The 26,332-nt window shown below is 62.7% G+C and carries 18 protein-coding genes; 10 read left to right on the top strand and 8 right to left on the bottom strand.

All coding sequences use genetic code 11. The annotated features are described in order from the left end of the window. The first annotated feature begins 292 nt into the window (after positions 1–292). A complete protein-coding gene (locus tag ACYQ6J_RS12170) occupies positions 293–589 on the top strand; it encodes a 4a-hydroxytetrahydrobiopterin dehydratase (protein ID WP_460184459.1) in 297 nt (98 codons plus the stop codon). Positions 590–785: 196 nt separating this feature from the next. Here the strand turns inward: ACYQ6J_RS12170 and ACYQ6J_RS12165 are convergent, their stop codons facing one another. Continuing rightward, positions 786–1,925, bottom strand: coding sequence for a DUF1559 domain-containing protein (locus ACYQ6J_RS12165; RefSeq protein WP_460184458.1), 1,140 nt, complete (start codon positions 1,923–1,925; stop codon positions 786–788). A 795-nt stretch (positions 1,926–2,720) separates the two neighbouring features. Here ACYQ6J_RS12165 and ACYQ6J_RS12160 point away from each other — a divergent pair. Further along, positions 2,721–4,391, top strand: coding sequence for an MFS transporter (locus ACYQ6J_RS12160; RefSeq protein ID WP_460184457.1), 1,671 nt, complete (start codon positions 2,721–2,723; stop codon positions 4,389–4,391). A gap of 51 nt (positions 4,392–4,442) precedes the next feature. On the opposite strand, the gene ACYQ6J_RS12155 is transcribed toward ACYQ6J_RS12160, so the two are convergent. Next, a complete protein-coding gene (locus tag ACYQ6J_RS12155) occupies positions 4,443–5,312 on the bottom strand; it encodes a biotin--[acetyl-CoA-carboxylase] ligase (protein WP_460184456.1) in 870 nt (289 codons plus the stop codon). Positions 5,313–5,552: 240 nt separating this feature from the next. Between ACYQ6J_RS12155 and ACYQ6J_RS12150 the strand changes: the two genes are divergently transcribed. The 4 genes from ACYQ6J_RS12150 to ACYQ6J_RS12135 all read left to right on the top strand — a co-directional run bounded on the left by ACYQ6J_RS12150 (position 5,553) and on the right by ACYQ6J_RS12135 (position 12,680). After that, complete coding sequence (locus tag ACYQ6J_RS12150; protein WP_460184455.1) at positions 5,553–6,992, top strand: hypothetical protein; 1,440 nt, start codon at positions 5,553–5,555, stop codon at positions 6,990–6,992. A gap of 339 nt (positions 6,993–7,331) precedes the next feature. Further along, a complete protein-coding gene (locus tag ACYQ6J_RS12145; protein WP_460184454.1) occupies positions 7,332–9,392 on the top strand; it encodes a GAF domain-containing protein in 2,061 nt (686 codons plus the stop codon). Positions 9,393–9,470: 78 nt separating this feature from the next. After that, complete coding sequence (locus ACYQ6J_RS12140; RefSeq protein ID WP_460184453.1) at positions 9,471–10,367, top strand: efflux RND transporter periplasmic adaptor subunit; 897 nt, start codon at positions 9,471–9,473, stop codon at positions 10,365–10,367. Positions 10,368–10,433: 66 nt separating this feature from the next. Beyond that, a complete protein-coding gene (locus ACYQ6J_RS12135; RefSeq protein ID WP_460184452.1) occupies positions 10,434–12,680 on the top strand; it encodes a hemolysin D in 2,247 nt (748 codons plus the stop codon). Between the two features lie 75 nt (positions 12,681–12,755). On the opposite strand, the gene ACYQ6J_RS12130 is transcribed toward ACYQ6J_RS12135, so the two are convergent. From ACYQ6J_RS12130 to ACYQ6J_RS12115, 4 genes are all read right to left on the bottom strand, one after another. After that, complete coding sequence (locus ACYQ6J_RS12130; RefSeq protein WP_460184451.1) at positions 12,756–14,603, bottom strand: UbiD family decarboxylase; 1,848 nt, start codon at positions 14,601–14,603, stop codon at positions 12,756–12,758. A gap of 477 nt (positions 14,604–15,080) precedes the next feature. Beyond that, complete coding sequence (locus tag ACYQ6J_RS12125; protein ID WP_460184450.1) at positions 15,081–17,003, bottom strand: Tad domain-containing protein; 1,923 nt, start codon at positions 17,001–17,003, stop codon at positions 15,081–15,083. Positions 17,004–17,270: 267 nt separating this feature from the next. Next, a complete protein-coding gene (locus tag ACYQ6J_RS12120; RefSeq protein ID WP_460184449.1) occupies positions 17,271–18,227 on the bottom strand; it encodes an aminotransferase class IV in 957 nt (318 codons plus the stop codon). 127 nt (positions 18,228–18,354) lie between these two features. Then, the gene (locus tag ACYQ6J_RS12115) at positions 18,355–19,512 is read right to left on the bottom strand and encodes an alpha/beta hydrolase (RefSeq protein WP_460184448.1); all 1,158 of its coding nucleotides are present in this window, start codon (positions 19,510–19,512) and stop codon (positions 18,355–18,357) included. A gap of 419 nt (positions 19,513–19,931) precedes the next feature. Here ACYQ6J_RS12115 and ACYQ6J_RS12110 point away from each other — a divergent pair, with 419 nt between their 5' ends. After that, positions 19,932–20,171: a hypothetical protein gene (locus tag ACYQ6J_RS12110; RefSeq protein WP_460184447.1), complete on the top strand. Its 240-nt coding sequence runs from the start codon at positions 19,932–19,934 to the stop codon at positions 20,169–20,171. A 159-nt stretch (positions 20,172–20,330) separates the two neighbouring features. Here ACYQ6J_RS12110 and ACYQ6J_RS12105 read toward each other — a convergent pair whose 3' ends face one another. Next, positions 20,331–21,854 carry a right-handed parallel beta-helix repeat-containing protein gene (locus ACYQ6J_RS12105; protein ID WP_460184446.1) on the bottom strand — a complete coding sequence of 508 codons (1,524 nt, stop codon included), beginning with the start codon at positions 21,852–21,854 and terminating at the stop codon, positions 20,331–20,333. 102 nt (positions 21,855–21,956) lie between these two features. Beyond that, positions 21,957–22,904, bottom strand: a complete 948-nt coding sequence (gene ispH, locus ACYQ6J_RS12100; RefSeq protein ID WP_460184445.1) for a 4-hydroxy-3-methylbut-2-enyl diphosphate reductase — start codon at positions 22,902–22,904, stop codon at positions 21,957–21,959. 94 nt (positions 22,905–22,998) lie between these two features. Here ispH and hpnC point away from each other — a divergent pair, with 94 nt between their 5' ends. From hpnC to hpnE, 3 genes are read left to right on the top strand one after another with little or no spacing between them, the layout of a single operon-like run. Further along, positions 22,999–23,979, top strand: coding sequence for a squalene synthase HpnC (hpnC, locus tag ACYQ6J_RS12095; RefSeq protein WP_460184444.1), 981 nt, complete (start codon positions 22,999–23,001; stop codon positions 23,977–23,979). After that, on the top strand, positions 23,976–24,902 hold the full coding sequence (locus ACYQ6J_RS12090; protein ID WP_460184443.1) for a phytoene/squalene synthase family protein: 927 nt from the start codon (positions 23,976–23,978) through the stop codon (positions 24,900–24,902). The genes hpnC and ACYQ6J_RS12090 overlap by 4 nt, the downstream gene beginning before the upstream one ends. Next, positions 24,899–26,305: a hydroxysqualene dehydroxylase HpnE gene (gene hpnE, locus ACYQ6J_RS12085; protein WP_460184442.1), complete on the top strand. Its 1,407-nt coding sequence runs from the start codon at positions 24,899–24,901 to the stop codon at positions 26,303–26,305. The genes ACYQ6J_RS12090 and hpnE overlap by 4 nt, the downstream gene beginning before the upstream one ends. The last annotated feature ends 27 nt before the right edge of the window (positions 26,306–26,332 follow it).

Raw genomic sequence — 26,332 nt, 5'->3', positions numbered from 1 at the left:
GCAATTTCACTCCCGCCGAGGACTGCCGGAACATCATTGTTGGGCGTTTGCACCGAAAACCTGCCCTAGAGATAGGGAAACGGAGCGCCGCCGGAAATTACCATCGTCTCGAATCGGGATGAGTGGAGACGACGCCGGTTGTACCGGTTGGGGCTACTCAGGCTGAGTAAGATTCCATGGATGCTGCAATGTCCGTGATGTGGATTTTGCAGGCATTGAATAAAGGGCATAGATGATGCAAAACGCTTGGCTTGGAAAGAAGTGTGTGCCCTGTGAGGGGGGGATTCCCGCAATGACTCGGGAGGAGGCGGAACAGGCCGTGGCCGAGTTATCTGGTTGGAGTCTCAGCGAGGACGGTCGTGCCATCCGAAAAGAGTGGCTGGTCCGCGACTTTGTCGAGGGACTCCGGTTTTTCCAGGCGGTGGGGGAATTAGCGGAGGCCGAGGGGCATCACCCCGACCTACACCTGGAAAAATACCGGCACGTGACGATTGTGCTTTGGACCCACGCGGTAGGCGGGCTATCCGAGAACGATTTCATCCTGGCGGCGAAGATCGACCAAATCCCCGTGACGTTGAAGAGTAACTAAGGATAGCCGCCGGCGCGACCGCGGATTCGCGCCGGCGGTTGAAATGTGGAACTAACTTGGAGCCACCAGCGTTAGCTGGTGGTGGAGGTCTGAAAACAACTTGGAGCCACCAGCGTAAGCTGGTGGTGCCTCCGTGATCTACGCTGGGGCGCAAAAAACACCACCAGCTTACGCTGGTGGCTCTCCGTTCGCTTCATTAATAGGATGTCGTTTCGCCGCCGGACTTGGAGCCGAGTGCGCCCCAAACGCCGTACAGGCTGGGACCGCTCAAGGTCTGAGTTACCCCCGCCGCCAAATTGCCGGTGTTGATGGTGCTGCTGATGAATCGCACGGAGCCGTCCACGAAGACGCAGTTCACCCCGCCCGGGTGCCGACTGGTGGGCGGGAGGACGAGGTGGACCTGGTCGCCGTAATTACTCGCGTCCTCCGAGCACGCCGGCGCATTCGGCGGAAGGACTGTGTTGATGCCGACGTACATGGGCTGACCGTCCGTCCACGCTTGCCCCCACCTGCCCTGGACGCCCGTCCCCGAGACATAGTACTTGCCGTCCGTGGTAGTGAAACAAGCGCTGGGTTGCGTGCGCAAGCCTCCGATTCCAATCGCAACGGCCATGACGTGTTCGACCTGGCGTGCACCGACGGTGGCGGGTCCGGGGCTTCCCCGCGGGCTGCGCTGCTCACACAGCCTTTCGCTCATGGCGATCGTATTGCTCGTCCCGTCCGTAACATCCGCCATGCTGTAGCACCGTCGGTTCGCGAACATCCCGCGAACGTCCTGAGCATCGCGAATGCTCTCGATCTGATCGCCGATGCTGAAACCATAGCTGTTATACCGCCCGCGCTTGTCGGGATAGCCGTTGTCGGAAGGGCAAAGCAACGCGTCGGGGGCGTCGTTCCAAACGGACCAGCCTTGCCAGCCTCGGGGACCGTGCGGGGCCACGGGAGTGCCGCCGTTGGTCGCGCCGGTCGGATCGCCCGCCGCGATCTGATCGTACAGCGCCCGCTGTTCGATGAACGGCAGGATGGGAATGAAACCGGACTTGCGATAGCCGTTTCCGTCCCAGTTTCCAGTGAAGCCCGGCCAACCGGTGTTGGTTCCCCCTTTGCGGTAAGGAAAGACCTTGTTGATGTCGTGATAGTTTTGCAGGGCCAATCCCAACTGCTTCAAATTGTTGGTGCATTGGGACCTTCGCGCGGCTTCTCGGGCGGCTTGGACCGCCGGCAAGAGTAGAGCGATCAAGATCCCGATGATGGCGATCACCACCAGTAGTTCCACCAGGGTGAAACCGCGAGCCACGATGGGGTGAACACCCGACCTCTGAGTTGGGTTCCTCATGGCACAACCTCCTTAATTTGAACGAAAGATGAGACTCGAACATTTCCGCCGGCAGTTGCCGTCACATTTGGGAATGTTTTGGAGTCAGGCGGATAAGACAAGCAAGACCGAACGAACGGACCACCGGATTAGCGGTCGGAGCAGCATCGCGCCGCGCCCAACTGCGGTGGTTTCACCTCCTTTCCACGTTCAAAGAGCACGAGCTGCGGATTGGCGATTTTATGCTCCGATACCCGGTATTTTATGAATTAGATTTTGTGATGCAAGGTTTTTGTGAATCACAATCTGAAGCAGGAAATTGGCCTAGGGGCAGTCGGCTTGGGCCGGCGGGTCCGAGAGGCACGCGCGATGTTCCGCTTGGCGACTCCACCAGCGCTGGGAAGGGATGCGCCCGATGCCGGTCGCTTGGCCGTCCAACAGCGGCAAATTCTCATTTTCGAATTTTCCCTCTAAAGAATGGTTTACTTGCACCAAGGGGGGTATTTCAGTGATCTGACACGGATTCGGAGTAAAAATGGGCAATATAGATGATCGCAGATGTTCCAGTGCACAACGTTCCATCCGTACGGACGATGAGGAGATAAGGGCTTCGAAGCTCTTTTTCGACGATGCTTGGCCGTCGCGATTGGATCGACCGAAAGGTTCGAAACTTTCCGCTCGTAAGCCGGGCTGGATGCCGTCACGACCGTAGCTTCGGGCAAGGCGATGGGGTCATCTTTTTTCAATTCCGGCGACGCGCAACCTCGCGGCCACGGTCCGCCACGCGGGTCCGGCCGAGCTGAGGATTTGAACTCCTTGGCGGTTCCCATCTCGCACGAGGAATTGCGTCGCTGGATCATCCTCGACCAATTGCCCTTGGCGCTCGACTTGCTCCCCTCGCGAGGGCATCCTTTCGGGATGTTCTTGACAGGAGCCGCGGCAATCTCGATTTTGGTGGGGTTGTTTCTGGGCCTTGGCGCCGAACATCCATCCTGGACGTCGCAGTCCCTTCACGCCTTCACGCTGGATGGTCCCGGCAACGTCGCAAGCTGGTTCTCGACCCTAGTACTGACGGCGAGCGGTTTGTGCTGCATCATTGTCTGGTGGCTGGAAGGCCTGGCCGAGGACGAAGATCTTGCGCCCTCGAAGGCGTGGTTGTTGGGGGCCTTGCTGTGCTTCGTCATGGGGCTGGACGAATCCGTGGGTCTCCACTCGCTGCTGACCGGGTTTCTGGCCGCACATGCCGACCATTGGGGTCGTGTTCCGCCGCAATTCGTTTGGATGCTGCTATACGGCCTGGCGCTGCTCGCGTTCGGGATCCGTGCCGTGTTCGCGATGGCCTCCCGGCGGTCGATTTTGGCCATTCTGCCTCTAATCGGTGCGGCGGGTGCCTATCTCTTGTCGGCGGCAGTTCAAGCGGTACCGCAATTTCCGCTTCCCTTGTTTCCGAATCGAGAGTTGTGGGAAGAGGTGCCCGAACTGGCCGGGCACTGGCTGTTACTGATGGCCCTGACCTGCCATGCTCAGCGTTTGCTCCGCGGATTGTTGCAGGATGACCGCGGAAGCGACTCCGACCCGGACGCGGATGCCCGGCTGAACACATTTCGCGAACTCCTTTGGCGGCGAAACGAGGAATCGCCGAAAACCGCAGGGACGTCGGATCCGCGGGGGCTTCCCGACGACGTGGACGCCGCGTTGGAACGGGGAGACTTCCTAATCATTCATCCACCGCACGGCCGGAATCGCAGTCGGGCCGTGAAACGCGTCATTCGCCGGCGGACCGCCGCGGCGGGGCGGACCAAGCGATCCGATTTGGACCCTCCCGTCATCGTGGCTCCCGTCATTCCGACGACCCCCTCTTTCGGCAATCCGGTCGCCCCATCAACCGTGCCGACGCCGACCAATTCGGGAGGATTGAACGCTTTTTTGGCGGGGATGGCCTACGCCGAAACGCACCGGGCGACGACTCCGCTTCCGAATCCTCCCCCGGGTTTTCAACCGGCGCCGCAAACCGCCGCTTGGGCCAACTCGACGGGGGACGCCGGAACTTACGGGTGGAATTCGGAGCCGAACGCCGGGACGCCGTCGTCGGGAAACGGCGGCGTGCACGGTTTCCGCCCAATGGGGCCGGCCCCCGGTTTTCAGTCGCCCGGCGTGCCTTCGCCCGCGCAGAATTCGGACCCGCGCTTCGGCAACGTCTACCCTGCGAGCGTGCCACGCTCGGGAGACGCCGAGTCGGCGCCGTCGCCGGGTGCGAACACCGGCTTTCAGGCGAACCGTTTTCGCGCAAGCGAGTCGGGATCGTCGATTCCGCAGGGCAGCGGAATCGGCAACCCGACCCTAGCCGATTCCGGCCACGCAGGCTCCGGTAATTCCGACTTGTCTGCGGCCGCCGGCGTCAGCCGCAAGCTGACCAAGGAAGAAAAGAAGCGACTGCGGGAGATGTACGAGCGCAGACTTGCTCAGCAGCAGTCCGCCGGCGGGTAGATGCCGAACGCCGGGTTTTCGACACCGCGTGCGGCCGACGGTCGGCGGTCGTCACGAAGTCCTTGGGGTTCGCACGATCCCCGATACGCAACGAACCGTCTCGCCCTGCGAGTCGAGCACGATGCGCCCCTGCGAGTCGATACCGCGACACACTCCGGAGAGTGTGCGTTCCCCGATCTCGATTTCCAGGGGATGACCCTTTTGCAGGCACAGCGAGTCTGCGCGTGCCGCTATTTGGCCGGCGGATTGCGTGTGGAGGCGGCGGAGTCCGGTCAAGACGGCCTCCAGAATGTCGCCGCGATCCAGCGGGCCGCCGACTAGGTCCACCAACGAGACGACGCGGTCCCGCAAAGACGCGGGCGCATCCGAGGAGCGATTGTTCACGTTGATTCCGATCCCCACCACGCAGCGGGCCTTGGCGACGGTTTCGACCAGTGTTCCGCTGAGTTTACGGGCTCCGACGTAGACGTCGTTCGGCCAGCAGATTCCGAGCGGCGGTCCGGGGGGGACCAGGGGACGCACGGCGTCGCAAACCGCAATCCCGGCGGCAAGCGCCGGCACAGCGCTGCAAACGGTGCCTGCCTCAGCTTCCGCGTGTTCCGGGGTGTGCAGCGGAGGTGCGGCCGGAAAGTCGCCGGTCGGGCATGGCCGGGGTACGGAATCCGTCTCTGCTCCGGCAAACGAGGTCCGATCGTAGATGACGCTAAAGGCCAAACTGCCCGGACCGGTCCACCAGCGGTTCGCGCCGCGTCCTCGCCCCGCCGTCTGATGTTCGGCGACTACTAGGTACGGCAGGGGCAGGTCGTCTCTGCCGGCCAGATCCTTGGCGCGGTCGTTGGTGGAAGTCAACTCCTGAAAGTGCTCGGCGCCTGCCACGAGCGACTTCTCCACGAATCGCGCGACGTCCAATAGATCGGCCATGAGCTTTCCGCCTTTGACTATTCTCCCTTGACGCTCTCATCGGCGTTTGTTACTCCACCGCATCCCGTATTGTCGCGCCGCGCAACTCCGGATGGCATCGGGGGTGATCCAGGGTCTTGGAGCGGTAGTTTACCCCGTGCAATCACGGCACTGCGGGCGGGGGTCGGTACCGGATAACCCCGGGGCGGAACGGACCGACAATCGGGCGGATCGCATGTCAACGAAGCGAAAGCCAGGGCCATGAGTCCATACCATTCCCGCCGAAAAGATCGCTTGGGCGCGTCCCTTGCCGTGATCGCGGTAGCCGTCCTCGCTTCGGTAGGAGGCTGGAGGCAATCGCACGCACAGCGCGTGCGGTTTCCGACGACGGCGGTCGGCAGTTCGCAGGAGGGTACGGACACTTACGGCGGCAGTTCGGTATATCAGCGATCGCCGACGGGCACGGCCGGATCGCCTCCGGTTTCAACGTACACCGCGCCGGGCGTCGCCGGTTCGGGTGCTACATCCTCCACTCCCGTTCCCGGCACGTACGCCGCGCCGGGGAGTGGGTCGAGCGTGCCATACGGGCAGAGCGGCACGTCCGCCGTGCCCTCGCCCTGGGATGTTCCTCCGCCCTCACCCCCGCCCGCTTATGCTCCCGGGGCAGGGACCTCGGTGATACCTCCGCCCAACTATCCGCCGGGTTCCGTGCCGTACTACGCGCCGGGAGGTCCGACCGTGGCGCCGGGACCGGGCGCACCGTATGCCGCGACGGGAGTACCGCCGCCGAGTTGGGACCCTTACGCCACTCCCGGAACCGGGCCGTCCTCGGTGTTTCCTCAAGGCGGCATCTTTCCCGGATTGCAGACCAACGATTTCGTCAACTCGGCGATGAAGTTTCGGGAAGCGGTGGGGCTTCGTCACACGTGGATCCCCGGCAGTTCTCGCCTGGGTGTGACCGACGTGGACCTGTACGCCACCTTCGCCTTTCCCTTCTTGCGGACGGACGGTCCCCCGCTCCGCGTGACGCCCGGCTTTACATTCCATTGGTGGAGCGGGCCGGAATCCACGCTCGACCCTGCATCGCCGGACATGCCGCCCACCACCTACGATGCCTACCTCGACGCCGCCTGGGAACCGACCATCACGCCGGTTCTGGGGGGCGAACTCGATTTTCGGATCGGCGTTTACAGCGATTTCCGCAAAGTCACCAGCGACAGCCTGCGATTCCAAGGGCGCGGTCTGCTCAGTCTTGCCCTGACTCCGAATTGGAAGATCAAAGGAGGCGTCATGTACCTGGACCGAGTGCGGGTCAAGGCGCTTCCGACCGGGGGGGCGATCTGGGTCGATAATGCCAACGATCCTTCGATGGAGATTTCCATTCTGTTCCCCAATCCGCGATTCGCGATGCGAATTCCGCAGACGTCATCGGCCGATTGGTGGTGGTACGTCCGCGGCGACTATGGCGGAGGTTCCTGGGCTATCAAACGAACCAGCGGCATCAACGCAGGGGCGGCGGAACAGGTGGATTACAACGATGTTCAACTGGCTACCGGACTGGAGTTTTATCGGTTGCGAGGCTTCCGCGGCTACGCCGAGTTAGGAATCAGCTTTTCACGAGAGTTGGTCTACGAGGCCGGTTTCACCGACCAGGTCAAACCCAAAAGCGCCCTGTTTTTCGGAGGGGGCCTGGCGTTTTGAGCGGACCATTGCGGCGCGCCGCGGCGTAATTCGTCCGACTTGCGCATGAGAGTCGGCGACGAACGGCAGGTTCGCGAAGCTGATTCACCGGACCGAAGTACCGGCGTTGCATCCGGCACGATTCGCCGAATTCGCAGGGCCGACAGAACCGACAGCAATCGATTACGGCGTCGCGGAGGGGCAAGAAATCCGCCCCATTGACGGAGCTATCATCGCAGGTAGCGAAAGTTGACTGCTAGAATAGAGTAAGCTTCCGCGCAGGACGAACCGCCTCCACGACCGCGGGCCGACCATGCCCGAACGACGGAGAACCGCAGGGCGCACAGCGACGAATCGGCCATGAGCAGCGAACAATCGTTGGATCCTCAACTCATTGAACAGACGCGGATGCACATCCGCACGCTGGTCAATGAGATTACGCAATTGTCTCGATCGGACTTGAGTCCGGAGGAGTATTCGGCCGAATTCCTCCCGCGCGTGGTCTCCGCCTTAGCAGCGGTAGGCGGCGTTTTTTGGTTGTCGGAAGGCCAAAACCGCTTGGTCTTGGCCTATCAAATGAATCTTCAGGACACGCGTCTGACGGAGAGCGAGGACGCGCAACAGCGGCACGCGCGACTGCTGCAAAAGGTGCTCACCGCCGGAGAGCCTACGCTGGTCTTGCCTCGCAGCGGCACCGGGGAGACCAACGGCGAAGCCAATCCTACCGACTTCCTCTTGGTCTTGGGACCGGTGCGGACGGAGACGGAAACGTTCGGCCTGGTGGAGGTCTTTCAAAGGCCGGACGCTCCCGCCCCCGCCCAAAAGGGCTATCTGCGATTCGTGACCCAAATGTGCGAGTTGGCCGGCGACTACTTCAAGTCCCGGCAACTCCGCAGTCTTTCCGATCGGCAGGTGCTCTGGTCCAAACTGGAGGAATTCACGCGTCTGATCCATGCCAGCCTCGATCCCCGGGAGACGGCGTACATCCTGGCGAACGAGGCCCGCCGCCTGATCGAATGCGATCGCGTCAGCGTGGCGGTTCGCCGGGGGACCGATTGCGTGATCGAGGCCATCAGCGGCCAAGACGTGGTGAACAAGCGCTCGAACACGGTGCGGCTATTGAACGGTCTGTGCCGCGTCGTCGCCAGGGGCCGAGAACCGGTCTGGTATTGCGGCGACACTTCGAACCTGGCGCCTCAGATCGAGGACGCGCTTCAGGAATACGTCGACGAGTCGCAATCCAAGACGGTGATTGTGCTGCCGCTGAGTCGGCCCACGCCGCCCCCGGAGGACGAGGCGGACGCGGATCAGCCGAAAGATCCGCTGCCGCCGGTCGGCGCCTTGGTGGTGGAACGCATCGAAGACAGCCGCATCACCCCGCAACTCCGCCGCCGGGTGGAGGTCGTGGCCGGGCACGCCGCGCTGGCCCTCGCCAACGCCGTCGAGCACAACGAAGTCTTCCTCATGCCGCTGTGGCGCCGGATCGGGAAGTCGCGGGTGCTGGTGCAAGCCCGAATGCTGCCCAAGACGGTTCTGGTCCTTGCGGCCGTGATTGTCGTAGCCGCGTTCTTGGCCTTTTTCCCGTGGCCTTTCAAACTGCACGCCCGGGGTACGCTGGAACCGGTCGAGCGCCGCGACGTGTTCGCCGGGGTCGACGGCGTGGTGGAGCAGGTCTTCGTCCATCATGGGCAGCGGGTGCGGCAAGGCGAGGAATTGCTACGACTGCGCAACTCCGAATTGAAGCAGAGCATTCTGGAGATCGACGGCCAACTGGCCGCCAACCAAAAGCAGATCGCCACGATCCTCAAGGAGTTGGCCGAAAACCGCATGCTCACCGTTCAGGATCGCAATCGGTTATCCGGGGAGCGGGCGGAATTAGAGGCCAAACAGATCAGCCTGTTGGCGCAAAAGGCCGTTTTGGAGGAAAGGGTCAAGGAACTCACGGTTCTCAGTCCCCGCGACGGCGAGATCGTAACCTGGGACGTGTACAACCGACTGATCAACCGCCCGGTCAATCGCGGCCAAGTGCTCCTTCGCGTGGCCGATACGACGGGCGATTGGGAACTGGAAATGCACATGCCCGAGGACCGCATGGGAGAAATCGCGCTGGCTCGCCGGGCCGTCCGAGAAAAAGACCCGAACGACGATTTGGAGGTGGAGTACGTATTGGCTACGGACCCCGGTCGGGTCCGTAAGGGAAAGATCAAGGAAGTGTACATCTCGGCCGAGGTGATGGGCGAAGAGGGCAACGTCGTCCTCATCAAGGTCAACGTGGACAAGAGCGATTTCACGGCCGAACAATTGCGACCGGGCGCCGGCGTCAGCGGTAAGGTCTTGTGCGGCACTCGGCCCGTCGGATACGTGTGGTTCCGAGATTTGGCGGCCTTCATCCGTACTCGGGTACTGTTCACCCTGTGGTGAGTCGGCTTGAGATCGTGTTTCGGTCGCCGCGGCGAGCCTGGGGTTCGTCGGAAGGCGCGAGGGGATCGAATCAAAACTATGCAAACGGCGCTGATCGCACTAAGTATCGCCCTGATCGTGTTGGGGCCGGAGACGAAGGCGGAGGAGGCGTCCGCGATCGTGGTCACGGGCTGTCCCGTTTCCCTGATCGACGAAAGCCAAGTGCCCGCCCGCTCCGCCGGCCAACTCATCGAGATCAACGTCGTGGAAGGCCGAGCGGTCAAGCCGGGCGACCTTCTGGCTAAAATCGACGATGCCGTGGTGTTGCGCAACAAGGACGTGAAACAGTATCAACTCCAAGCGGCGGAAAAGGAGGCCGGCAACGACGTCAACGTTCGCTATGCCAAATGGGCCAACATGGTGGCCGACGCCGAGTACCAGCAGGCGGTGGAGGCCAACCAACAGGCGACGGGCGCCGTGCCGCAGGCGGAGTTGCGACGTCTTCTCTTGGAACGCGGCAAGACCGCGCTGGCGATCGAGCAGGCCCAGCACGACTTGGAGATTTCCAGCTTGAACGTCAATGTTCGCCGCGCCGAATTGCAGGCCGTCGAGCAGGAACTGGAAATGTACCAAATCGTCGCGCCGATCGAAGGCGTGGTGGTGAAGCGGTTCTTCCATCAGGGGGAATGGGTGAAGCCGGGCGACACCGTCTTTCGCATCGTCCGCATGGACCGACTTCGCGTGGAGGCCATGCTCAGCGCCGAGAAATACACGGCCGCCCAGTTGGACCGCGCCAGGGCCGTGCTCTCGGTGCGGTTGCCGCCGGGAGTCGAGCGATCCTTCGAGGGGCAGGTCGTCTTCGTCAGTCCGTTGGTGGACGTAGGCATGGAGTTCCCCGTCTGGGCCGAGGTCGAGAACGTCCGGGACGAGAAGAGCGGCCAATGGCTCCTGCGACCGGGGTTGAGCGGGACGCTGACGATTTATCCCAATCCTTAACAGCGGGAGCGGTCGCGACGCAGGCAATCGTGTCGACCGCCTCGCAACGTTTCGACGATCCCAAGCATGGCCACGCTCAGCGACAGCCTCGTCTCCAGTTCGGCACGGCGACTGTTTCTGCGCAAGCGGCCGGACCTGGTCGCCCAGCGGCAGAGGTACGAGGGTGAAACCTACTGGGTCATCAAGGATCCCGTCGGCCTGAATTATTTCCGCTTTCGCGAGGAGGAATACTTCCTGCTCAACCAACTGGACGGCACGTCCAGTTTGGATGAGATCAAGGACCGATTCGAGGCCGAATTCCCGCCGCAGAAGATTACCCTGGAGGAATTGCAGCAGTTCTTGGGGATGTTGCACCGCAGCGGGCTGGTAGTGGCCGACGTCCCGGAACAAGGCTACCACCTTCTCAAGCGCCGCCGCGAGCGACGCAAGAAAGAGCTGGTCCAGGCGGTCAGCAACATCCTGGCGGTTCGCTTCAAAGGGATCGACCCGGAACGAATCCTCAACGCGATGTATCCTTACGTTCGCTGGGTCTTTCACCCGGTAACGTTCGCGTTGTGCGTGCTCCTCTGGATTTCGGCCTTATTGCTGGTCTTGGTGGAGTTCAACGTCTTTCTCTCCCGCCTGCCCACGTTTCATCAATTCTTCACTCCCACCAACGCCCTTTGGCTGGCGGCGGTGTTGGCGGTTACCAAAGTCATCCACGAGTTCGGCCACGGGTTGAGTTGCAAGCATTTCGGCGGCGAATGCCACGAGATGGGCGTCATGTTTCTGGTGCTGACCCCGTGCTTGTACTGCAACGTCTCGGATTCGTGGATGCTTCCCAGTCGCTGGCATCGCGCGGCGATCGGGGCGGCGGGCATTTTCGTGGAGTTGACCCTAGCCGCGCTCGCCACTTTCGTGTGGTGGTTCACCGAGCCGGGATTGGTGAATCACCTGGCCTTGAACGTGATGTTCATCTGCTCGGTCAGCACGGTCATGTTCAACGGCAACCCGCTGCTGCGTTACGACGGGTACTATGTGCTGTCCGACCTTTTGGAGATTCCCAATCTGCGGCAAAAGGCCACGCAAATCCTGTCGCGAAAGGCGGCCGAGCTTTTTCTGGGCTTGGAACCGCAAGAGGATCCCTTTCTGCCGCAGCGCAATCACGCCCTATTCATCACGTACTCCGTCGCCGCCGTCATTTATCGTTGGGTAGTGGTGATCTCCATCTTGCTGTTCCTGAATCGTCTGTTCAAACCCTACCGTCTGGAGATCATCGGGCAGGCGATCGCCTTGGCGTCGCTCTACGGGTTGTTGGTCCAACCGCTCTATCAGTTGTTCAAGTTTCTCCGCGTACCGGGAAGGTGGAGTCAGGTGAAAAAGCCGCGACTGTACATGACTTTGGCGGGGCTGGGAGTGATCTTGGCGTTCATCTTCTTCGTTCCCTTGCCGTACCACGTCATGTGTACCTGCGAGGTCCAACCGCGCGACGGCGTGCCGGTCTATGTCGAAGTCCCCGGGCGACTCGAAGAGGTGCTGGTGCGTCCCGGCGAGCGGGTGAAGGCGGGGCAGGAACTAGCCCGACTGAGCGATACCGATTTGGAATATCAAATTGCCCGCCTCCAAGCCATGGTGAACCAGTACGAGGTGCGCCTCAAGAGTCTGGAGCGGCGCCGTTTCGACGACCCGGCGGCGGCGGCGGAGATTCCCACCTTGCGAGAAGCCTACCAAACCGCCAATGGGCAACTGGCCGAGAAGCTCCGCGACCGCGAACGTCTGCTGCTCCGCGCCGCGGCGGACGGCATCGTCTATCCACCCCCTTGGAAGGCGCGCCGCGAAACGCCCGAAACCACGCTCGCCGAATGGTCCGCCACTCCGTTGGAACCTCGCAACGTGGGTGCGTACCTTCGCACGGGCGACCTGTTTTGCCTGATCGGAGATCCGCAGCGGATGGAGGCCGTCTTGGTCGTGGATCAGGCGGACGTGGATTTCGTTCGATCCGGTTTGTCTGTGAGAATCAAGCTGGACGAATTGCCGTCGCGGACGTTTCACGGCGAGATCGCCGAGGTCGCCAAGCGGCAGGCCGAGGCCGCATCGATTCGCCTTTCCGGTAAGGCAGGCGGCGAATTGGCCACCAAGACCGATCCCGAGACCGGCCTGGAAAAGCCGATCAGCATCTCCTACCAAGCCCGAGTGCCTCTCGAAGACGATTCGGGACTGCTGTTCCCCGGTCTGCGCGGTCGTGCCAAGATTCGAACCGATCCGGCCAACTGGCTGACCGTCGCCGAGCGATTCTGGCGAATCGTCACGCGGACGTTCAACTTCCGCCTGTAGCGCACCGAAAGCGGCGTCGCGCTCGCCCGGGTTTTCCGCCGCGTCCATCGGTCCGGGGCGACCGGAGAATGAGGGTCAGATGATCCCGTGGAGCGGTTTGCCGGGGGCGGCCAACTCATCGACCCGCCGCGAAACCTCCGGATCCTCGATCAAGGGCGGCGGATGTTCCGGTTTGGCCCGGGCGTCGATCACCAGCGAACCGTGGCACCCCCAATGCTTGCGGTGAATGAAGGCCTCGATTCCGTGGATGTCGCGGGCCGGATCGCTGCGGGTAAAGGTGGTCCAGAGGAAGTTATCGAGGTTGCGGGCCGTGAACTCCGCGTCGTCCGCCACCACAATCAGCGGAAAGAGATTGACCGCGTCCTGGCGCGTGAAAGCGGCGCAGAACTTGGCGATGGCCGCATCCTCTCCGCGAGCGTCGGCCTCAAAAGGCGGCCCTTGAACGACCAGAATCCCCGGCAACAGTACGCGGGGATCGCGAAAGCCGAGGTTCTCGGGCATTTTGATGCGGGAATCGAGCGCGACGGGCAACGTGCGCTTGGAGGCGCCTACCGCCGCGACAATCACTTTGGATCCGCTGTTGAGCGCCCCGCCCGTGTAATCCAAGGTGTCGGCGGTGGTGCAGGTTTGAAAGTGCAAGTCTCGTCGCCAATCGACGCGTTCCAGCATGTGGCGGAAGAAGTCGGCCACGTCGCGGACGTCCAGTTCGGGATTGTCCTCGCCCGCCGCGATCCACAGATACTTCGCCAAGGAAAGCTGTCCCTGGCCCAAAAGGGCATTGGCCAGCGTAAGCAACTCTTGCGGGCGTTTGCGCTCGTCGTAGGGCGTGTAACGTTCGCTGCCTAATGCTAACAACAGAGGATGCACGCCCGCCGCGTCCACGGCGTGGACCGCCCGGATGCCGGGAATCGTTCGCGGAATGATCGGTCCCACGATCTCGTGGATCAAGCGGCCGAACATCGTGTCCTCTTGGGGCGGACGTCCCACCACGGTGAAGGGCCAAATCGGTTGCGGGCGATGATAGACGTGCTCCACGCGCATCACCGGAAAGTCGTGGGCAAGGCTATAGTACCCCAAGTGATCGCCGAACGGGCCTTCCGGCAGAAGTCGCTTGGGTTCAATGTAGCCGGTCAGGACGAAATCGGCCTCGGCATAGATCGGCAATGGATTCCCGGTCTTAATCATGGGAATGCGGTGGCGTCCCAGCAGTCCCGCGAAGAACAGTTCGCTAATTCCTTCCGGCAACGGCATTACCGCGGCCACGGTCATGGCCGGCGCGCCTCCCACGAAAACGTTGACGCGGAGCTTCTGCTTCAGTTCGATCGCCTTGGCGTGATGGGCCCCGATGCCGCGATGGATTTGATAGTGCATGCCCACCTGACCGTTCGGCTCGTACTGTCCACCGTCGAGTTGGATGCGATACATGCCCAGGTTGGAGTGGAAAAACCCCGGTCGGGCGGGATCCTCGGTATAAACCAGGGGCAACGTGATGAAGGCCCCGCCGTCGTTCGGCCAAGAGCGGAGATGCGGCAATTGGGCGACCGTGATTTCATGGCTCGTGGCGGGTCCGCGCCGCACGGCCTTGGGGCGGGCGTTCCATGCCCACCAAGGAAGCTTCAACATCAACCGCGGACGACGCAACCAATCGGCCGGATCGACGCCGAATTGCACAAGCCGGGCCAGGCCTTCCAGCGAATCGCGAAAGATGTACCGCACCCGGTCCATGGTACCGTACAAGTTGCCGACCATGGGAAAGCGGCAACCGCGAACCGAGGCGAAATAGAGGGCTGGTCCTCCGGCGCGAAAGACGCGACGTTGAATCTCGGCCGCCTCCAAATTGGGATCGACCGGAACGTCGATACGGATCATCCTGCGTGTGGCCAACAAATCTTCGACGCAGGCGCGGAGCGTACGGTAACCCATGAAAGGTTTCCCCAAATGATCGTCTTTCCACCGTGTTCCGCTGCACTTCCGGGCGACGGCACCTTGCGTTCGACGGCCTCGACCGTGACACCGTCGTCGGAGGCGACCCACCGCGGGAAGTGGACACATCGCCCGAAGTGATCGATTCGCTCGGCGCGGCTTTCGCCGGGGCGAAGCCGCGCTCGGCGCCGCCGGCTTTCACTTATCGTTCGGCTTGCGTTTGCAAACGTCTCGCGCGGCCCGCTGTGCCATTCGTTTTCGCAAATGTGCGAAGGCCGTGGCCGGGCGTCTGACAATGCGTTGCGTCTTTCGCGGTCGTCCTTTCGAATCGGACATGCGCGATAACACTCCTTCTTCGATGAGTAGCGACTTGGTCGTCCGCGCTTCCAGTACCATTTTAGGCAGACTTCTTCGCGGACACCAAGCCGATTGCGCGGCCCGAGTTCTGTGCGGCCTGAGACACGCGCAACGGGCACTTCACTGGACGAGTTGGATGCGCGGCGCGGATGCGGACGTGCGGAGGAATTCCGTCAGACGCCTTTCGACCTCGATCGGATTGCGGGGCGAAGCGTGGTGAAGAGCGGCGGGGTGGGCCTCGCCGTCGGTGGACGCGGTTTCGTTCCAACCCGCATGTGAGTTCGCCGGCCCTACGGTGAACGTAAGCACCGTAATGCCTTCCAGACGAAGGCGGGCGATCATTTCCGCGGCTTCATCGCGACCAAGCGTTGCAGCTGGTTCGGGACCGGGGGACCTACCCGCGTTCCGACTTCGCCAAGCGGTCTCACTTCGCCGACTCGCGGGAGCGTGTTCGGGATTCTCATCGCCATCGTAGCGAATGAGCACGATCCACGGGTCGCGCGGCGTGGGCAAGGAACCGCTTCGTCCGGCGACAAGTTCGCGGGCGGTTTGCAGTCCCGCCCGAAGCCCTGCGGCGACGTCCTCGCGCGACGGTTTGTCGCATCCGGCCTGCAATCGCGAGCAGGATTCCATAGCGGAACGATAATCGTCGGTCAGTCCCTGCAAGACGATCGCCCCGCCCGATTGCGGTGCATCGTACCCGACGACGGCGACGCGATCCCGCAGTTCGGCATCGGCGGGCGCGGCGTTGCGTTCCCGAAGTGCGTGAATTGCCGCGATCAACGCCCGCCGCACGCCGTGCATGGGTTGCTCGCGCGGCGGAAAGGACGCCACGCCCTCGGGCAGGGTTTCCGCACGCAACGGGCAATTGGGGCTTCTGTGAGACAGGGGCACCGGCAGCGACTCCGCCGGCTTCAAATCCCGGCCGAAATCCATCATGAACTGTACGTAGGTGCGGTAACCGATGCGACCGGCGGACTTTGCCAAGATTCCCGGCGGTATCCGGGGATACGCGAATCGGTCCGGATTGCGGAATCGGTCTAGGCGGTTGGTGCCTTGGTTCGGGGGAAGCAGCGCGTCTCGGACGGAAGGCGAGGAGGCGAAAGCCGGAATCAACAGATAGTCGAGATAGGCCGCCCAAAAATCGTAGTTCAGGCGACTGTCGGGCGTGGGTAAAGCCCGGGGCATGAGTCGGGCAATCTGATCGTCGATCACGGCGGAATAGGCTTTCCGTTTTCGCGTTAGGGGATCGTCGCTCGGCAGGATGCGATATGGCTCGGGCACGTTCGGTCCGGCTAGCGGGCCGCGGTTGTGAGTCAATTCGGCGTAGGCGGATTCGTTCCAGCGAATGCCCCAAGGTGCCCCGAAATCCTCCTCCTCGCCCGGATAGGTGCCGAATCCGAAGTCGTCGTACACGTCCTGCAACCACGGGCACGAGGTCGTGTCGGTCCTCTTGGAGATCGGCAACGCTGCGGCGGCGGGCGCCCAGGCCGGTTCCGTATCGTCATTCATCGCGCCCGACATATCGACGAGAAAGACGATATCCCGAGGAACGGCGGCGGCCACGGCCTGAGCGCGAAACTCGGACGGCATTCCGGCAGCAGCGGCCACCATGCGACCCCATGGGCCGAGTGGTCCGGCGTCGCTCGACAACACCACACGAACGGCATTGGCGGCACCGTCCGTCGGGTGGAATCGACGCCGAACGAAGTCCCAGATTCCCGGCACTACTTGGAGGGATTGCCTTCGTGCCGATACCGGTGTGACTTGATCCGAAAGACTCGTAGGCTTTTGGGAAATCGGTCCGGACGCAGCGGAGCGGGCGAGTCGAGAGGCCTCCGCGGTAGCGCAGGCGTCGGCGAACGATTGCAATCGGGCACGCAGCAACCAGATTTGCAGGCCGCCGACTCCGACCGCCATCAGCAATAACGACAATAGCAAGCCGAGGCCGAGGACGCCCCGGAAGTACCAGCGATGAACATGCGGGCGATTCGGCGGATCCGGCGGCGATCCGTCGGTGGATGTCCGGTACGCTTCAAACATGGCAGGGCCGCTCATGAACAAGTTGAGGTAGGACGCCCCGAAGATTCGGCCGCAAAGGCGGTTCAGTCAAATATAGGATGCGGTGGGACGCCCCGAATGAAACCCTTCGCGTGATGCCGAAAAGGGCGAGCTAGCCGATTCGACTGAATCTGCAGAATATACGCAGGGGAAGCGATCGTACGAGGGTTTGCGGCGGCGGACGGCGGCCTTTGCCCGCGGGGGGCCATACCCGGCGGATGCGCGACGAAGAGAGGGGAGGAATGCCGATCAGGATGCCGGATTCCCGTTCCCGTCGGATCGCTCCACGAAAGCGGTCGCTTGGCCTTCGATGTCCATCCCCACGGATCGACTCCACGCCTCCAAGAGTGTTCGGAAGATCGGTCCCGGCTTGCCGTCCCCGACCGGTTGGCCGTTGAATCGCGTGACGGGGATCATGCACAGCGGCGTACTCGTCAAGAATATCTCGTCGGCGTGTCGCAGATCTTCCGCCGTCAAATCGCGGCGATGGAAGGGAATCTCGGCCTCCTCGGCCAGGCGAATAAGATACCGCAGGCTGATGCCGGGCAGCGTCCGTTCGTCGGGCGGCGACTCCAATCCCCGCTGGTGGGAATAGATCACGACGTTCGCCGTGGATGTTTCCGTGACGAAATCGTCCAAGTCGAGCAGCAAGGCCCGCGCGCCGGGTTCCCGCGAGTCCGCTTGGCGGTCGGCCAAATAATAGTGCATACGACTGCGGCACTTGAGGTGGGCGGGCCAACATCGCTGGGGCACCTGCCGCGTCTCGGGAATGACCAGCGATTGCCCTTTTCGGTATTTGTCGGCCCAAAGGAAGAAGGGCAGGGGGTAGGTATGGACGCACAAGGTGGGCGTCACCGGTCCCGGTCCCGAGTAGGCGAGATACCGACCCGGCGTCACGAATACCGATACTCCCAAGTCGTCACCCGGCGCAAGGAGTCGGTGGTTGTGGCCCGCCACCCGATCCGCCGCCTCCATCAGTCGGGACGTGATCGCGGCGGCGTCCAGGCCGATCGTCTCCAGAGAATGCCGCAATCGCCGGAAGTGCTCCTCGATCTCGAAAATCTTACCACGGAACGTGCGAAGCTGTTCCGTCACCGTCGCGCCGAGCACGAAACCGGCATCCACGACGGACAGCGCCAAACGGGATTGCGGGAGGAACTCTCCGTTGAAAAAGGCAATAGGTTCTTGCGACGAAAATACGTCCATCCAGGTCGAGTCCAAGGCGTTGTCGGCGAGCGGCAACGGCGGATCGCTCAGGGGTTCGGGGGCACGATCAAAATGCCCGCGTCTTTTCTAAATGTATGCCTTGCGCAGCGCCGGGGCCAGGCGCCGTTCAAGGCGAGGATGACGGCCCTGTCGGCCCGGCAAGGGCCTTACGCAGCAGTTCCCGAAATCCCGGCGAGCAGAGGTAAGCCTCCCAGTCGTGGGTTCGTCCCACTTGGCATGTGACGTCTTGGATCATTACAGCGTCTTCGATTGCGGAGGGAATCCCGTACGGACCGACCGCGCCCAGGGCTTGCGGTCCCCGGTGCGACCACAGGTGCGTGTACCAGCGAAGGGCCGGATCGCGCTGATTCACGGTGATGCCGATGAACTCCGGTTCGGCGGCGTTGTCGCTCAACCAGGCCGCGAGCGATCCGGCGGGGCAAGCGGCGGCGGTCGCCAAAAGCCGCAAATGCAACTCGGCGGCATCTTCGCGGAGCGCATCCGAACGCGTGGACGCGAACAGCGCCTCGACCGGGCAGGTGGCGCCCATCCAATCACCGGACAACATTGCGGCGAGAGCGCCGGATCCGGAGGATGCTATGGCTGCCGACTGCGGCGGGGTCGCCGTAACGGTTGCGCCCTCGGGCAATTGGGAATCGGTTAGGAGTGCCGCCGTCTTCAAAGCCGTTTGCGCTCCAAAACTGTATCCCACCAGAACGACGGTGCGATGGCGCAAGGTTTGCTCGATCCACTGGGCCAATAGGGCGGCCTCTTGCTCGCTGCGGCACGATTTGAGGCGACTGTCTTGACGAATTCCGCGAATCATCCGGTCGGCGGGCCACGACCACGCGACCAGGACGTAGCGCCGGTCCGGCACGAGCCGATTCAGTACGCGTTGCAGCGCCGCGGCGGATCGCACGGAGTCTCGGAAATCCATCCGATTGCCGTGAATCCACACGACCACGGGCTGATCTCCCGCTACCGCTTGCGTGAGGTCGTCCCTTGAGATGGAAGACCAACCGCCGACGGTATGTGCTTGATAGAAACGAAGCGCGTTTAACGCTTCGGCGGGGTTAGATTCGGGATCGCCCACGCCGCGCGAACTGACGATCCAGAAGACGTCTGCCGCTCCGGCGTCACTCGAAACCGCCTGATCGCCGGTCTTTTCCATTCCGCGTGCCGCCGGGGCGACGGGATTCGCAATCGCGAGCACGGCGATGGCCGTCAAAAAGGTAGGCGTGGAAGACGAGCACCGAAATCCCAATGGCCCTTTGTTGCACCGCATCGCTGATTCTCCCGTGCCCAGAGAATTCGAATCACCTCCCTTCCTTGCGAGCATCGGTCATCCTTGCGGCTTTTTCAGTTTACACAACCGTTACTCCATTGCCAGACCGTGCGATCGATTCTTTCGCCCGCGCGGCGGTCGCAATCGGAGGGATGGCGCTGGGCGGACCGGGTCCGCCCCAAGAAATGTTACCGCTCGTTTGTCGAGGGTGTCGGGCGGCAAAGGGGCCGATTGTGGGCTTCGCGCGCCGGTCAAGCCCGACCAGTTTCACTATAGCTTACAACCGGCAAGGCTATCACAAAAAACGCGGCAAAATGCGGTGTTTTGGCAACTGTTGCGTTTGCACAACGTGGCCCGTGGGGTAGAGTTCACTGACGGACCTTGGAGGTCAAGACTCTGCACGAAAGGAGAGATGGGTTATGAGGAAATTGCTGGTTCTAGGCTCCCTCGTGGCAATCCTTGCCGGGACGGTGGGTTGCCAGAATTGCACTTGGTTCCGCCGGGGTGCGTTGTTTGCGCCGATGCGCCCGGCGTCGGTCGTGGAATGCCCGCCGGTCAGCGCTACGGAAGTCCCGATGCTGGATTCATCGTGCGACGCGTGCGGTCCCGCCACGGTAGTTCCCCCCACGACGACCTACGTCCCCGGTCCCACCGGTTGATCGACCGCGTCGGCCCCCCTTAGCCCGCTGCGCGATGCCTTTGGCGTCGATTGGTTCCCAAACACGACCGGGGCGGAGGTGCGCGCGGGACCCGACGTCGCGAGCGCGCCGCGGCATTGACGCGTCCCGGTTGCTTTGCGGAGGGAAGCGGCAGGGGCGCTACCGGCCTGCCTCACGCGGCGGAATGCGGACGTTGTCGGCGAGCGAGACCTCGCTGGAATCCGGGGAGACCTCGGTTTCGCCGTCGGTCATGTTGCCGCGAATCATTAGATGGGAGCCGCCTTGCACTCGGAGGGCGGGCGGCGCTGTGCCGTCCGCCGACCGAGAGACGCCGATTTCCAGCAGACAATCGGACACGCGCCCGCGGCGCACATCCAAGAGTTGCACACCCGGGCCGCGCGACCCGCGAACCGTGCATCCCGTGACGTTCACGCCGTCGCACTCTTCCAAGGTGATGGCGGGACCGAGGATGTCGGCCAGGTGCAAACCCTGCAACGTGCAACCGCGCGAACGGTGCATTCGTACGCCGCCGCGATAGTTTCCCTCGCGGTTGTAGTTGGGATTTTGGTCGAACACGTTCGGCCCGACGAGGACGTTTTCGGAATCGACGACGAGCAAATCCTCCTCGGCAGCGCCCCAGAAGGTGTTGCCCGTAATGCTGACGCCGCGAGCGGCGATGATCTCGATGTTTCGGGTGACGTCGCTCAAAACGTTGTCGGCGATCGTCAGGTTGCCCCAATATCGTCCGGTCGAGTCGCGACCGATGAAGCGGATGTTCGCCGAGTCGGGCGCCCTGACCGAGTGCTGGATCGTGCAACCGACAATGGCGATTTCCGCGTGTCCGATGATGGATTGCACGCTATCAATTAAAACGTTGGCGGTGGGCGGCGAGTCCGCCCCCATGTTGAACTCGATATCGCACCCGGAGATCTGAAGGTTTCGGAGATAGCCGCCCCGAACCACCACGCCGCCGCCGCGGTTGTAACTGATGTGGCAACCGATCACGTTGATCTGATGCAGATCGACGTCCTCCAGCAGTACGCCGCAACCGCGATTGTCGTAAAAGTGACAGTCTGAGAGGACGACGTTTCGGTTGCGCTCGAACAGTCGCAGGGCGTGAAGCGTTGAGCGGATCGTGGTTCGAGTGACGGTCCACTGCATGGTCCGGACGGCCTCCAAGCCGCAGGCCTCTTCGTGGTTCCCCACGATCTCCAATCCGTCCACCAGCGGCATGCGCTGCTGTTCCCAGACATCGGGCTTCACGGAGTTGGGGTCGGCGGTGCCGGTGTGCGTACCGACGAAGCGGAAGGCCGGTCCGGGCCCTTCCATGATGATGCGAGCGACCCCGCGGCCTGAGAGAGATACCCAGCCCGTTTGCGCGAGATCGACGTTCACGGTCCGCGTCAAGCGATATCTTCCGGCGGGGAAGAGGATCGCTCCTCCGCGATCCACGGCGGATTGTACGGCGTCCGTGTCATCGCGAATGCCGTCGCCTGCCGCCCCGAAATCGCGAACGCTCAATTCCTTACGGTGAGACGATTCTTCTTGGGCGGGCGAAGACTGCTCGGCGAAAGCCCAACATCCCGAAACGGCGATTGCCGCAAAACAAACGGCCCAAGCAAGACACGTCGCCGCCCGCCTCATTTCCCGCGACGAAATCTTTCCGCATAGCAACTCGGTCATCTTCGCCCTCCTCGGATGGGAAAAAGTTCCGCGCGAACGACGGCGCTCGAGCCCAACGCCGTCATCCGTCACGGACATTTTGATGACCTGATTCCAGGCCGTCTACGCCTCGGCGGCGGTTTCCCGCAGGGGTCGCAATTCGATGGGCAGCACGAAGTGGACGTTTTCGGTCCGCAATACCCGCTCCTCGACCTCGGCGTTGAAACGTTCGCGGAGGTAGTTCACGCAGCCTTGCACAAGACTCTCCGGCGCGCTGGCCCCCGCCGTAATGCCGACCGTTTGCTCGGCATGGAACCATTCGTCGTGCAAATCATCGGGACCGTCCACGAGGTAGGCGGGAATGCCCGCTGCGGTGGCGATTTCGGCCAAGCGGCGGCTATTGGAACTGTTTTGGCTGCCTACCACCAAGAACAGGTCCGTCTCGGCGGCAAGAACCCGAACGGCCTCTTGGCGGTTCTGCGTTGCGTAGCAGATGTCGTCTCGGGCGGGGCCTTGAAGGGCGGGAAAACGCCGTCGTAAACGCGCTACGATCCGTTCCGCGTCGTCCACCGAGAGCGTGGTCTGAGTGGAATAGGCCACCCTTTGCGGGTCGGGGACCTCGACCGTCTCCGCCTGTTCTTCGCTTTCGATCAACCGGATGGCGTCCGGGGCCTCGCCCATGGTGCCGACGATTTCGTCGTGCCCTGCGTGCCCCACCAAAAGCACGGTAAAACCCTGGTCGGAAAACCGCCGAACCTCGCGGTGGACCTTCGTCACCAACGGGCAGGTGGCATCCACGGTGCGGAGACGCAATTGGGCGGCGCGTTGGCGAATCTCGGGCGACACGCCGTGGGCCGAGTAAAGCAGCGTCGCCCCGGGCGGCACCTCGCTCAAATCGTCCACGAAGATGACGCCGCGGTCTACGAAATGGGATACCACCCAACGATTGTGGACGATCTCGTGATAGACGTAGATGGGGGGCGGGAATTGCCGGAGGGCCTCCTCCAGCGTCTCGATCGCCATGTTCACTCCCGCGCAAAAGCCACGCGGCGACGCCAGTAGAATACGCATGGTTTCCTCAAATCGACGCAAACACCATAATGGAAAGGTCGCCGACGGTATGGTTACCCGTTCGAACGTCGGCCCAGTTTTTTCGTGTGACGGAATGCCTCCAACGACCTCTGCGCCCGGCGCTTCCCGATGGGATCGCGACGAGGCCGCCCAATTCGCCGCGGACTTGGAGCGATTCGGGCCCCATTCCAACGGCCCGACGGTTTCCTTGCGCAACGCGCGGCAGTACTGCCGTCGATTGACGCGGACGCATTACGAGAATTTTACCGTGGCCGGTCTTCTCCTGCCCCGGAGATTACGTCAGCATTTTTGTAATGTTTACGCCTGGTGTCGCTGGGCCGACGACCTTTCCGACGAGATTTCCCGAACCGACGTCGCCCGGGAACTGTTGGATTGGTGGCGATCCGAGTTGCAGGCCTGCTATCAAGGTCGGCCGCGTCATCCCGTCACGGTGGCTCTGCAAGAGACGGTCCGCGAATTTCAAATACCGATCACCCCCTTTCTCGATCTGCTCTCGGCGTTTCGGCAGGACCAGGAGGTGTCGCGGTACGAGACGATGGAATCGCTGCTCAACTATTGCCGCTACTCCGCCAACCCCGTGGGACACCTCGTGCTTTACATGGGCCGCTGCCACACGCCCGCCCACGTTCGATACGCCGATTCCGTATGTACGGGCCTGCAACTGGCAAACTTCTGGCAGGACGTGGCCGAGGATTATCGCCGCGGTCGGATCTACATTCCGCTCAGCGCGCGGCTCCGCGCCGGTTACGACGATACCATGTTGCAACGGGGAGAGTTCAACCCGGCGTTTCGGCGGATGATGGAGGGCCTCACGGCGGAGGCCGCGGCCTTCCTCCGCAGCGGCGAACCCCTAGTCCGCATGATGCCCCGCGACATGCGCATCCCGGTGCTCTTATTCATCCTCGGCGGTTTGGCTATTTTGGACGCCGTGAAGGCCGTGGACTACGACGTTTGGCATCGACGCCCCCAATTATCGCGTCGGAACAAGGCGGCCTTGGTGGTCCGGGCCTGCTGGTCGGTATGGAGCGGTCGATCGTCGGAGGTTCCTGCATGATGCCCGACGATGTTCGGCTGAGCGAAAGCTACCGCCGCTGTCGTGCCGTGTGCCGCCGGTCGCACTCCAATTTCTGTCCCGCCTTTTTCCTGCTTTCGTCGGACCGTGCCCGAGCGATGGAGTCGCTCTACGCCTTTTTGCGTGTGACGGACGACCTGGCCGACGCCGCCCCGGGCGATTATTCGGCCGCACGACGCTTGGACCTCTGGCAAACGGCGTTTCAAAGCGTGCAAAAGGGAGAGGAAACGAACCTCTTGCCGCCGCTGAGCGACGACCCTGTGCTGGCCGAGGGTTTAGCCGTTCTGCCCGCCGCGGCCCACGCCATCCGCCGCTACGGCATCCCGTGGGATGCCTTGCAGGCCGTCATCGACGGCGTTCGCATGGACCTGCAACCCGTCCGCTTTGACACGTTCGATCAAACGTTGGACTACTGCCGCAAGGTGGCTTCCGCGGTGGGCATAGCCTGCATCCACATCTGGGGATTTTCCGGCGGAGCGGAGGCATTGGCCAAGGCCGACGCTTGCGGCATCGCTTTCCAGCTTACGAATATTCTCCGTGACCTCACCGAGGATGCACGCCGGGATCGCTACTATTTGCCGCTGGAGGATTTCGCCCGATTCGGCGTCGCGCCGGAAGACCTGCTTTCCGGCACGGTCGGCGGGAAAACCGCTCAGTGGCTGGATTTTCAGATGGATCGAACCGCCGCCTACTATCGCCGCGGGGCAGACCTCTTGCAGCACCTGTCGCCGCGGGGACGCCGTATCTTCGGCTTGATGACTGCGACGTATTGGAGCCTGTTTCGCCGACTCCGCCGTTTTCGCGAAGAGATTCTGCGCACACGGATTCGCGTTCCCGCCGTGCAGATGGTCGGCCTCGCCGTCCGCTGGGCCTTGCTGCCGCCCCTGAGACGCTCCCTGCCATGAGACTCCGTGAAACCGCCGCGCCTTCTTCGGTCCCTCGTCCCGCGCGGGCTGTCGTCATCGGCGGGGGCGCCGCCGGATTGGCCGCGGCTTGGACCCTGGCTCAAGCCGGTTTGAGCGTCCGCTTGTTCGAGGCCAAGCAGCACCTGGGCGGAAGGCTCGGTTCGTTTTTCGACGCTCAAAGCGGGCGGGAAATCGACCGCTGCCAACACCTCGCACTGGGCTGTTGCACCGAACTGCTGCGATTCCTCGACCGACTGGGTTTGAGAACGCATTGGCGGCGTCAACGCGAGATTCACTTTGCGGCCGCAGGCGGTCGCGTGTGGCGATTGCGAGCCTCTCCGCTCTTGCCGGCGCCGCTCCATCTTCTGCCCGGCTTTCTGGGCCTCACGTTTCTGAGCTTAGGGGATCGCCTTGCGATCCTGCGAGCGATGTTCCGCTTGCGAACCACTTCCGAGGAAGGCACGATCGGGGTCTGGCTGGCGCGGCACGGTCAATCCCCCGCCGCCGTCCGCATGTTTTGGGAACCGCTGCTCCTCAGTGCCCTGGGCGACTCGCTCGATAGCGCCTCCCTGGCCGCCGCTCGCAAGGTCGTCGTTGAAGGTTTGATGCAGTCGCGGCACGGCTATGAGCTTCATCTGCCGCGGCTTTCCTTGCGGCGGTTTTGGGACGGCGAGGTCGCCTCGCGATTGCAAGCGGAGGGCGTCGCGTTGTCTCGGGCGACGGCGGTCGAGAGCCTCACCCCGACCGAATCCGGTTGGTTGCTTCGCCTCTCCAACGGCAGCGCTGAACCGTGCGACGCCGTCGTCTGCGCGGTGCCTTGGCGCGAGTGCGTCCGCCTGTTCGAGCGTTCCGCGCCGTCCTTGAGATCGGAGTCGCCGGCCTGCTCCGCGGTTTCGCCTCAACCGGGAGAAATCATCGGCGTCCATTTGTGGTTCGATCGGGCGGGAATTGCCTTGCCCAACGCCGCGCTGCTGAACACGCTTTCGCAGTGGGTATTCCGCCCCGAGATTGAACGGACGGACTTCGCGAACACGGACGGCCAAGGACGCACGCCCGCGGGCTGCGAATCGTATTACCAAGTGGTCATCAGCGCCGCTCAAGCCATTCCGCTCCCGAGCGGCGAAGATCTGGCGGCGGTAACGGCGAGGGAACTGCGCCAGGTCTTTCCGGCCCTCAGGGATGCGCGCCTGCTGCGGTCGCGCGTGGTTCGCGAAAGGGAGGCCGTTTACTGCCCGCGACCCGACTGGGAGGCCCAACGTCCGCCGCAAAAGACTCGTCTGCCGCGCTTGGTCCTTGCCGGGGATTGGACGGCAACCGGTTGGCCCGGCACGATGGAAGGCGCGGTCCGAAGCGGATTCGCCGCCGCCGAAGTCGTCCTGGCGGAACTACGGGATAAAAACTGAGCTGTCCGCGGCATTCCGCGTCGAGCA

This window comes from Thermopirellula anaerolimosa (genome assembly GCF_054657335.1).
Note: the sequence above shows the minus strand (reverse complement) of the source record. Positions and strands in the feature narration are given on the sequence as shown.